The sequence below is a fragment of the Arthrobacter sp. SO5 genome (assembly GCF_020532805.1).
Classification (GTDB): domain Bacteria; phylum Actinomycetota; class Actinomycetes; order Actinomycetales; family Micrococcaceae; genus Arthrobacter.
The window spans coordinates 79,334-88,051 of sequence record NZ_MQTQ01000061.1 but is presented as its reverse complement, the minus strand read 5'-3'; the positions used below and the strand labels follow the sequence as shown (position 1 = coordinate 88,051).

The following is an 8,718-nucleotide window of genomic DNA, read 5'->3' as shown; positions in this document are numbered from 1 at the left end:
GCCGGCCACCGAAAGGTGACCGGCCCCGCCGTCGTGCTGAACTTCCGGGGTCTCCCGGTGGACTGCCTAGAACACCCGGATCGGGATCTCGGCCGGGTCCATGAGCAGCGACTCGATTTCGTCGTCGAGCTTGACCAGGGTGATGGATGCGCCGGCCATGTCCAGGGAGGTGCAGTACTCGCCGACGTAGCTGCGGCCGACGCTGATGCCCTGCTCGGCGAGGCGCTTGTGGGCCTGGCCGTAGAGCAGGTACAGCTCACTGATGGGCGTGCCGCCGAGGCCGTTGACCATGAGCGCCACCCGGTCCCCGTCGCCGAACGGCAGGTCCCGGACGATCGGGGTCAGCATCTCCTCGACGATCTCATTCGCGGTCATCATCTTGGCGCGGCGGCGGCCCGGCTCCCCGTGGATGCCGACGCCGATCTCGATCTCGTCAGGGCCGAGCTCGAACAGCGGGCTGCCCTTGGCCGGCGGGGTGCAGGCGGTCAGTGCGACGCCCATGCTGCGGGTCACGGAGTTGACCTTCTCGCCGATCCGGATGACCTCGTCCAGGTCTGCGCCGCGCTCGGCGGCGGCAGCGACGGCCTTGATGACGAAGAAATTCCCGGCCACCCCGCGGCGGCCGATCGTGTAGGTGGAGTCCTCCACGGAGACGTCGTCGTTGATGAAGAGGGTCTTGACCTGGATGCCCTCGGCGGAGGACATCTCCTGGGCCATGTCGAAGACCATTTTATCGCCGGTGTAGTTGTTCACCAGCAGCAGGACGCCCTTGGGTGAGGCCATCATCTTCGTAGTCTCGTAGACGTAATCGAAGGGCGGGGCGGCGAAGACGTCGCCCGGGCAGGCGGCGTCGAGCATGCCCTTGCCCACAATCATGACGTGCGCGGGTTCGTGGCCAGAGCCGGAACCCTGGACGATCGACACCTTGTTCTGGTCCGGCCCGTCGGCGCGCATGATCAGGTTGTATTCGGGGACGTACTTGAGGGTGTCGGGGTTGGCGAGGGCCAGGCCTTCGAGCATCTCGGGGACGAACTGCTTGGGGTCATTGAGGAACTTTTTCATGAGATCTCCACGTCGTTGTGCTGGTCAGGATGATAAAGGTCAGGGTGATAAAGGACAGGGTGATAAAGGACAGAGACGGAAAGGGCCTAGCGCCGGTCCCAGCCCTCGGTGATGCGTTCGATGATGATGGCGATCGCGACGGCGCCGGCGTCCGGGGAGCCGATGCTGCGTTCCCCGCTGTAGCTGGCCCGGCCGCGCCTGGCCTGCAGCGTGCTGGTGGCGTCCGCGCATTCGCGGACGGTTTTGGCGAACGCTGCCCGGCATTCGGCGGGCCCGGAGCCGGCGGCGAGCTGGCGTTCCAGTTCGTCGGTGGCCGGGACCAGCGCATCCAGCAGGGTCTTGTCCCCCAGGCTCGCGCCGCCTCGTGCCATGATGCCCTCGGCCGCGGCACGCAGCATGGCGACGGCGGCGGCGCCGTCGATCGCGTCCACGGTCTTGGCGGCGGCGGAGGCGCGCAGGAACGCGGTCCCCCACAGCGGGCCGGAGGTGCCGCCGATCCGGGACGAGATCGCCAGGGCGATCTGCTGCAGGAACGTGGCGACGTCGTCACGCTTGAAGGAATCCCAGTCATGCAGGACCTTTTCGAAGCCGCGCGCCAGGGAGTAGCCCAGGTCACCGTCGCCGACCACCGCGTCCAGGTCGCCGAACTCCTTTTCCTGGTCGACGGCGGTCTGCGCGAGGCTGTGGACGACGTACTCGACGTCGGCGAGGTCGGTGGCGGTCATGGGGTCTCCGTCGGGGTCGAAGGGGCTGGTGGATTTGCGCCGCCGGTGCCCGGCCGGGGCCGGGCCAGGATCGCCTGCAGCGTCGCGAGCGTGACCGCGCCGTGGACGTCGACGCCGGCCGGGTTGGCCAGCACGTCAGCTCTCTCGCCGGGTCCGCCGGCACCGGCGGGGTCGCCGAGCGAGCTGACCACGAGGGCGGCCCCGGCGAAGTCCTCCGCGCGGGTGTAGCCGCTGACAGTCACCAGGGTGCGCAGGCCGGCGCCGAGGGCGGCGCGCAGGCCGTTGGAGCTGTCCTCGACCACCACCGCATCCTCAGGGTCCAGCTTCAGCTCCCTGAGCGCAAGCATGTAGATGTCCGGGGCCGGCTTCTTGTGCGGGACGATGTCGCCGGCGAACACGGCGAAGTGCGCGGCGAGTCCATCGCCGACGGCGTGGGTGAGGACGGCGCGGACGGCGGGTTCCGCCGAAGTGGAGGCCACCGCAAGGGTCCACCCGGCGTCGTGCGCTTCCTGGGAAATCCGGGCGATGCCGGGCCGTGCGGGCATCACACCGGATTCCACGAGCTCCTTGTAGATGGCGGTTTTGCGCTGGTGCCAGGCCAGGACGGCCGCGTCGATGGCGGCGTCGTCCGCCAGGCCCAGGCTCTCGGCGATGTCGGGGGTGATGATGCTGCGCATCCGCTCCTTGCCGCCGCCGACCTTGACCTTTTCCGCGTACTCGTCAACGCTCCACCGCACGGGGACGTTGAAGTCGGCGAAGGTCCGGTTGAAGGCCGGCAGGTGGCCGTGCTGTTCGGTGTCGGCGAGGACGCCGTCGCAGTCGAAGATCAGCGCCGGCATCAGCGGCCGCCCTTCCCGGCGCTGCCGAACTGGTGGGTCAGCTCGGTGACCATGGTCAGGATGTCCGCGCGGGTGTGCTTGAACAGCGACGGCGGGTCCCACTTGTTCTTCTGTTCGGCCTGCTTGAGGAACGCCAGGGAGGACTGCATGTAGGTTTCCTTGAGCGCGGTGGAGATGTTGACCTTTGCGCAGCCCCGGGCGATCAGGTCCGCGAACTGCTCCGGGCTCAGCCCGGACCCGCCGTGCAGGGCGATGGGGATGTTACGGGCCTCCACGATTTCGGTGACCCGGCCGACGTCGAGCACGGGCGCGGCCTTGTAGGAGCCGTGCGCGTTGCCGATCGAGGGGGCAAAGACGTCGATGCCGGTGGCGTCGATGAAGTTCAGCGCCGTCTCCAGGCTCTGCTGCTGGGCGACGTCGTCGGAGCCGTGGTCGTCCTCGACGCCGGTGATCGCCTCGATCTCGCCTTCCACCTGGGCGCCGTACTGGCGGGCCTCGGCCACCACTTGGATGGTCTGGCGCTGGTTTTCCGCCACGGGCAGGTTGGAGGCGTCAAAGAGTACGGAGTTCCAGCCGGCCTTGAGGCATTCAGTGACCACGTCCCGGTCCGGGCAGTGGTCCAGGTGCAGGGTGACGGGGACTTCAATGCCGCGGGTCAAGGACTGCCACATGTCGAACAGCTGGCGGGAGCCGATGCTGCGGACCGTCTTGACCGAGGTCTGCAGGATGACCGGGGAGTTCGCCTCCTCGGCCGCGGCGAGGACCGCTTCCATGCTCAGGTCGTTGAAAATGTTGATAGCCGGCACACCGTAGCGGGCATGGAAGGCGGGATCGACGATGTCCTTCAGGGGCACAACACCCATGGGGAACCTCCTAGGTTGGCTGCCTTCCACGCTAGGGGAGCTTCGCGGCATCGGGTAGGGGGGAAACCCCTATGTGGACTTGGGGGTCATCCCCACCTGTTGGCCGTGCCGGGTCCCGTGCTTGAGTTGGCCCACTATCCCCCAGCGAAAAGGATCAGAGCCATGGCCGACGGAACCGTACTGGAAACCATCACCCTCGAAGAAGCGCAGCACGTCATCGACGCCGCCGCGAAGAAGGCCGAGGAGATCGGGCAGCCGATGGACATCGCCGTGGTGGACGCCGGCGGCAACCTCAAGGCGCACGCCCGGATGGACGGCGCGAACATCGGCTCCATCACCATCGCGATTAACAAGGCCTACACGTCGATCGCGTTCCAGTGCGAAACGGGGGATTTGCAGGAAGTGACGCGCCCACACGGCCCGATCCACGGCCTGAGCGACGCCCACGGCGGACGCCTGGTGGTCTTCCCCGGCGGGATTCCGCTGGTGCGGGACGGGCGGATTATGGGGGCTGTTGGGGTGTCCACCGGAACGATTGAGCAGGACCAGGAGGTTGCCGAGGCCGGAGCGGGGGCTTACTGAGGGCTGGCCCCGACGGGTGCCGCGCGGGCGTCGCCGGCGTCGCGGCGTATCCGGCGCCCCACGGCGCGTCCCGCAGCTATCGAGAGCCGCTGGGCGGGCTGCTCCACGTAGCGGTGGAACAGCCCGGCCGCCGCGAACGAGGCGGCGACGGAGACCGCGAGCGCCAGGGGAAGCGAGACGGACCGCAGCAAGGTGACGCCGGCCAGGATGATCGGCAGATGCACCAGGTAGAGGCTGAAGGACACCCGTCCCAGCCATTGCGCGACGCCGGTGTCCCCGAGCCGCTTGGCCGACTGGCAGTACACAAACAGCAGAACCAGCAGGACGGCGCCCGCGGTGACGACGGCGCGGACACCGGTGATCGGCTTGTCAGGGCTGATCCATTCCGCGTTGGCCAGGAACAAACCCGCCGCGGCCACGAGGAGCCAGACAAAGCGGGGCAGGGATCGAATCAGCTCACCGATCCGCTCGCGCTCGACGCCGAGGACGGCACCGATAAGGAAGATCGGGAGATAGGACAGCCATTCCAGGTCCTGCACGGCTCCCACCACGGCCAGCAGCAGTGCGACGCCGATTTTCAGGAACCAGAGGCGCCGCCAGCGGACGGCGAGAAAGACGTAGGCGGGGAACAGGAGGGAGAACGCGACCTCCCATTTGAGGGACCACAGCGGAATGTTGATGGTGCTCGCGTTCAGCATCAGGGAAGCGTCCTTGAGGACCTGGCCCACGCTGGGGTCGATCACGTACATGTCCGCCCACGGGCTCTGCAGCGGCGACGCCGTGCGGGGAATGAGGGTAATCAGCGCGACGGCGACCACCAGGGATGCCCAGGCCGGTAAGTAGAGGCGGAGGAAGCGTTTGGCGTAGTACTGCGCCCAGCTCCCGCTACCCGGTGTGGTGAACGGAAGCACCAGCACGAAGCCGGACAGCACAAAAAAGAGATGCACCGCCGGAGTGCCATTCCAGAGGACGTGCAGCGGGGAGAAGACAGTCCACTCCCCCGCTGTGCTGAGACCCGCGGAGCGGTCGCCTTCCACCACGCTCCCGATTCCCGGGAGGGTGGAGAGGACGTGGCAGGCAACCACCACCAGGGCAGCAATGCCCCGGAGGCCATCCAATTGGGTGACTCTTGATTGACCAGACTGATACCGCATTCGCTCCATGTTACCAGTTCGTTACATTACGCCTTTGTCGCGAGGGTGCGGCGCCCCCAGTCGTCACCAAGCGTTTGTTCAGGGGTCTGGTCGGTTGTCGTGGCGACGCCGTCCGCACTGCCGGTCCGACGGCCTGCGCCCACCGTATAATCGGTGCATGCGAATCTCGCTCCTCGACCGAGCCCTCCATGCCCCGCAGTCCGCCGTCGAGCAGCGCGGGGGCGCTCTGTGAGCGGGGGTCTCGTCGCCCTGCTGGATGACATCGCAGCCCTGGCCCGGATCGCGGCCGCGTCGGTGGACGACGTCGCTGCCGGGGCGGCGAAGGCGGGAGCCAAGGCCGCCGGTGTGGTGATCGACGACGCCGCCGTCACTCCGCAGTACGTGTCCGGGGCGGACCCGTCCCGCGAACTGCCGATGATCAAGCGGATCTTCTGGGGCTCGCTCCGGAACAAGCTGCTGATCATCCTGCCGGCGCTGCTGCTCATCAGCGCCTTCATCCCGGGGGTCATCCCGTTCATCCTCATGGCGGGCGGCACCTACCTCTGCTACGAGGGTGCCGAAAAGGTCTGGCACAAACTCCGCGGCCACCACGAGGCCAATGAAGAGGCGCCGGCGGTCGACCGGGGACCGGAGGCGGAGGCCAAGGTCACCAAGGGCGCCATCACCACCGACTTCATCCTGTCCTGCGAGATCATGGTCATCTCGATGAATGAGGTGGCCGGTGAGTCCTTGTGGGTCCGGGCGCTCATCCTTGTCATCGTGGCGGTCCTGATCACGGTGCTCGTGTACGGGGCCGTCGCGCTCATCGTCAAGATGGACGACATCGGCCTGCACCTGATGACCAAGGACGCTGCAGGCTCCCAGCGCTTCGGCGCGCTGCTCGTCAAGGGGATGCCCGCCGTGCTGGCCGCGATCACATTGATCGGGACGATCGCCATGCTGTGGGTGGGTGGTCACATCATGCTGCAGGGGGCCTACGACCTCGGTTGGAAGATGCCGTATGACCTGGTCCATGTCCTCGAGGCACCTGTCGCCGGGATCCCGGTGGTGGGCGGCTTCCTGGGCTGGCTCGTGAACACCCTGTGCTCGGCCGTCCTCGGACTCGCCTGGGGTCTCCTGGTTATGGCTATCGTGCACCCGCTGCTGAAAGTGCTGCCGTTCGGCAAAAAGGAGGGTGGGCACGAGGAGGGCGACGTCCGTGCCGAAATCGCCGGCTATCGGCCGGCGAAACGTAACGCCGATTCCGCCTAGGCTAATCCCGGCAACCCCGCACCGGCCCGACGATTCTTGTCACGCAGTTAACTGCGCATTCATATCCTTCTCAGAACCAGTCAACCCGCGGTGAATAGCGTGGAGGCATGGACAACATCTCACGCAGATCCGTTCTTTCCGCCGGCCTTGGGGCGGGTCTCGTCGCCGCCTGGCCGGGTGCCGCTGTCGCCGTTTCCACCGCGGACGACGCCGGTCTCCGCACCGATCCGTTCCAGCTCGGCATCGCCTCCGGCGAGCCGTGGCCGGACGGCTTCGTGATCTGGACCCGGCTGGCGGTGGACCCGATCGCCGGCGACGGCCTGGGCGGGATGCCGTCCCGCCAGGTGGCGGTGGCGTGGGAGGTGGCTGAGGACGCCGGCATGCGCACGGTGGTGGCCCGCGGCGTCGAGCACGCCCGGAGCGAAACCGCGCACTCGGTGCACGTGGAACTGCGTGGCCTCCGGCCGGGACGTGAATACTTCTACCGGTTCCGCACCGGCCGGCACCTCAGCGCGGTGGGCCGCACGCTCACCAGCCCGGCACTGTACGAGACGCCGGCCGCGCTGGCCATGGCGTTCGCCAGCTGCGCGCAGTACGAGCACGGCTACTTCGCCGCCTACAGCCGGCTCGCGCAGGACCACCCGGATCTGGTGCTGCACCTGGGCGACTACCTGTACGAGTACAAAAAGGACAGCTACGTGATCGGCGGCGGCAACCCCCGCGACCACGAGGGCCCGGAGACCACCAGCCTGGCCGGCTACCGGCAGCGCCACGCACAGTACAAGGCCGACGCCGACCTGCAGGCAGCGCACGCGATCGCGCCGTGGCTCGTGGTGTGGGATGACCACGAGGTGGACAACAACTGGGCGGACGAGATCCCGGAAAACACCGATGCGGCCCAGCTGAACGACACCGCCGAGCATTTCCGGCAGCGCCGCGCCGCAGCGTTCCAGGCGTACTACGAAAACATGCCACTGCGGGCCTCGTCCGTGCCGTCAGGGTTCGACATGAAGATCTACCGCACCGTCCAGTGGGGCCAGCTGGCCAATTTCCACATGATGGATACCCGGCAGTACCGCGATGACCAGCTCGCCGGGGACGGCTGGAAGAAGAACGTGGCCGAGCGGCTCGCGGAGGACCGCACCATCACCGGCGCGGAGCAGGAGAAGTGGCTGCTGGAGGGCTTCCGGAAATCCACCCAGCGCTGGGACATTCTGGGCCAGCAGGTGTTTTTCGCCGAGCGGGACCGGAATCAGGCGCCGGAGATCGACGACGTTTCCATGGACGGGTGGGACGGTTACGCCGCCTCGCGCCGCCGCATCACGCAGGGCTGGGTGGACGCGAACGTGCGCAACGCCGTGGTCCTGACCGGCGACGTGCACCGCAACTGGGCCAACGACGTCAAGGTGGATTACAAGGATCCGGCCTCCCCCGTGGTGGGCTCGGAACTGGTGTGCACGTCCATCACGTCCACCGGTAACGGCTCAGGCTCCACCACGGATCCGGTGATGGCCTGGAACCCGCACCTGAAGTTCTACAACGACAACCGCGGCTACGTGAACACCCGCATTACCAAGGACGCGATGACCGCTGACTTCCGGACGCTGGACTACGTCACGACGCCGGGATCCCCGGTGAGTACGAAGGCGTCCTTTGCGATCCGCGACGGGGTGCCGGGGCTGCAGGCGCGGGGGTAGCAGCCGTTGCCCCCGCGGGCATATCCTGCAGGAGCACCCGTCCGTTGACCAGCAGTTCCCGGAGGCACCCCATGGAAATGCCGAAAGCGTCCTACGCCGACAAGGAGCACTTCCGTGCGGTGATGCCGGACCGTCCTGACGTGGTCATCAAGCCGATGTTCGGGAACCTGGGGGCGTTCGTGAACGGCAACATGTTCGCCGGCCTGTTCGGCCCCGCCATCGGTGTGAAGCTCGGCGGCGCGGATAAAGAGCTGCTCGAAAGCACCGAACGGACCGTGCCGTTCGGTCCGGCCGAGCGCCCGATGGGCGGCTACACCGGGCTGCCGGACGAGTGGACTGCCGACGGCGGCGGCGAGGGCGATCAGGCGCGGGCGCGGTCCTGGGTGGAAAAGGCGTTCGAGCACGTGGCCGCGCTGCCGCCGAAAGAGCCCAAAGCCGGTAAACCCCAAAAAGCTCCGAAGGCGCAGGCCGAGAAGAAGTAGCCAAGCCCTCCCCCCGCCGAATGGTGGGTCCCGCCGTCGCAGTCTGCCGGCCGTTGTCCGGGG

9 protein-coding genes are annotated in these 8,718 nt (G+C 67.5%); 4 read left to right on the top strand and 5 right to left on the bottom strand.

Features of this window, described 5'->3' with window-relative positions:
* Window positions 1-66: 66 nt before the first annotated feature.
* The 4 genes from dhaK to BJG92_RS11640 all read right to left on the bottom strand — a co-directional run bounded on the left by dhaK (window position 67) and on the right by BJG92_RS11640 (window position 3,489).
* Window positions 67-1,062 carry a dihydroxyacetone kinase subunit DhaK gene (dhaK, locus tag BJG92_RS11655; RefSeq protein ID WP_232084170.1) on the bottom strand — a complete coding sequence of 332 codons (996 nt, stop codon included), beginning with the start codon at window positions 1,060-1,062 and terminating at the stop codon, window positions 67-69.
* 86 nt (window positions 1,063-1,148) lie between these two features.
* Window positions 1,149-1,787 (bottom strand): dihydroxyacetone kinase subunit DhaL, encoded by a 639-nt coding sequence (gene dhaL / locus BJG92_RS11650; protein WP_232084169.1) that lies wholly within the window; start codon window positions 1,785-1,787, stop codon window positions 1,149-1,151.
* Window positions 1,784-2,626 carry an HAD-IA family hydrolase gene (locus tag BJG92_RS11645; protein WP_232084168.1) on the bottom strand — a complete coding sequence of 281 codons (843 nt, stop codon included), beginning with the start codon at window positions 2,624-2,626 and terminating at the stop codon, window positions 1,784-1,786. Before BJG92_RS11645 ends, dhaL begins: the two co-directional genes overlap by 4 nt.
* The gene (locus tag BJG92_RS11640; protein ID WP_232084167.1) at window positions 2,626-3,489 is read right to left on the bottom strand and encodes a class II fructose-bisphosphate aldolase; all 864 of its coding nucleotides are present in this window, start codon (window positions 3,487-3,489) and stop codon (window positions 2,626-2,628) included. Before BJG92_RS11640 ends, BJG92_RS11645 begins: the two co-directional genes overlap by 1 nt.
* Before the next feature lie 162 nt (window positions 3,490-3,651).
* Between BJG92_RS11640 and BJG92_RS11635 the strand changes: the two genes are divergently transcribed.
* On the top strand, window positions 3,652-4,071 hold the full coding sequence (locus BJG92_RS11635) for a heme-binding protein (RefSeq protein ID WP_232084166.1): 420 nt from the start codon (window positions 3,652-3,654) through the stop codon (window positions 4,069-4,071).
* Here the strand turns inward: BJG92_RS11635 and BJG92_RS11630 are convergent.
* Window positions 4,065-5,189 (bottom strand): acyltransferase, encoded by a 1,125-nt coding sequence (locus BJG92_RS11630; protein ID WP_232084165.1) that lies wholly within the window; start codon window positions 5,187-5,189, stop codon window positions 4,065-4,067. The genes BJG92_RS11635 and BJG92_RS11630 overlap by 7 nt on opposite strands.
* Window positions 5,190-5,453: 264 nt before the next feature.
* Here BJG92_RS11630 and BJG92_RS11625 point away from each other — a divergent pair, with 264 nt between their 5' ends.
* The 3 genes from BJG92_RS11625 (at window position 5,454) to BJG92_RS11615 (ending at window position 8,655) form a co-directional block, all read left to right on the top strand.
* A complete protein-coding gene (locus BJG92_RS11625) occupies window positions 5,454-6,476 on the top strand; it encodes a DUF808 domain-containing protein (RefSeq protein WP_232084164.1) in 1,023 nt (340 codons plus the stop codon).
* A gap of 107 nt (window positions 6,477-6,583) precedes the next feature.
* Window positions 6,584-8,173, top strand: coding sequence for an alkaline phosphatase (locus tag BJG92_RS11620; RefSeq protein ID WP_232084163.1), 1,590 nt, complete (start codon window positions 6,584-6,586; stop codon window positions 8,171-8,173).
* Between the two features lie 71 nt (window positions 8,174-8,244).
* The gene (locus tag BJG92_RS11615; RefSeq protein WP_232084162.1) at window positions 8,245-8,655 is read left to right on the top strand and encodes a TfoX/Sxy family protein; all 411 of its coding nucleotides are present in this window, start codon (window positions 8,245-8,247) and stop codon (window positions 8,653-8,655) included.
* Window positions 8,656-8,718: the final 63 nt, after the last annotated feature.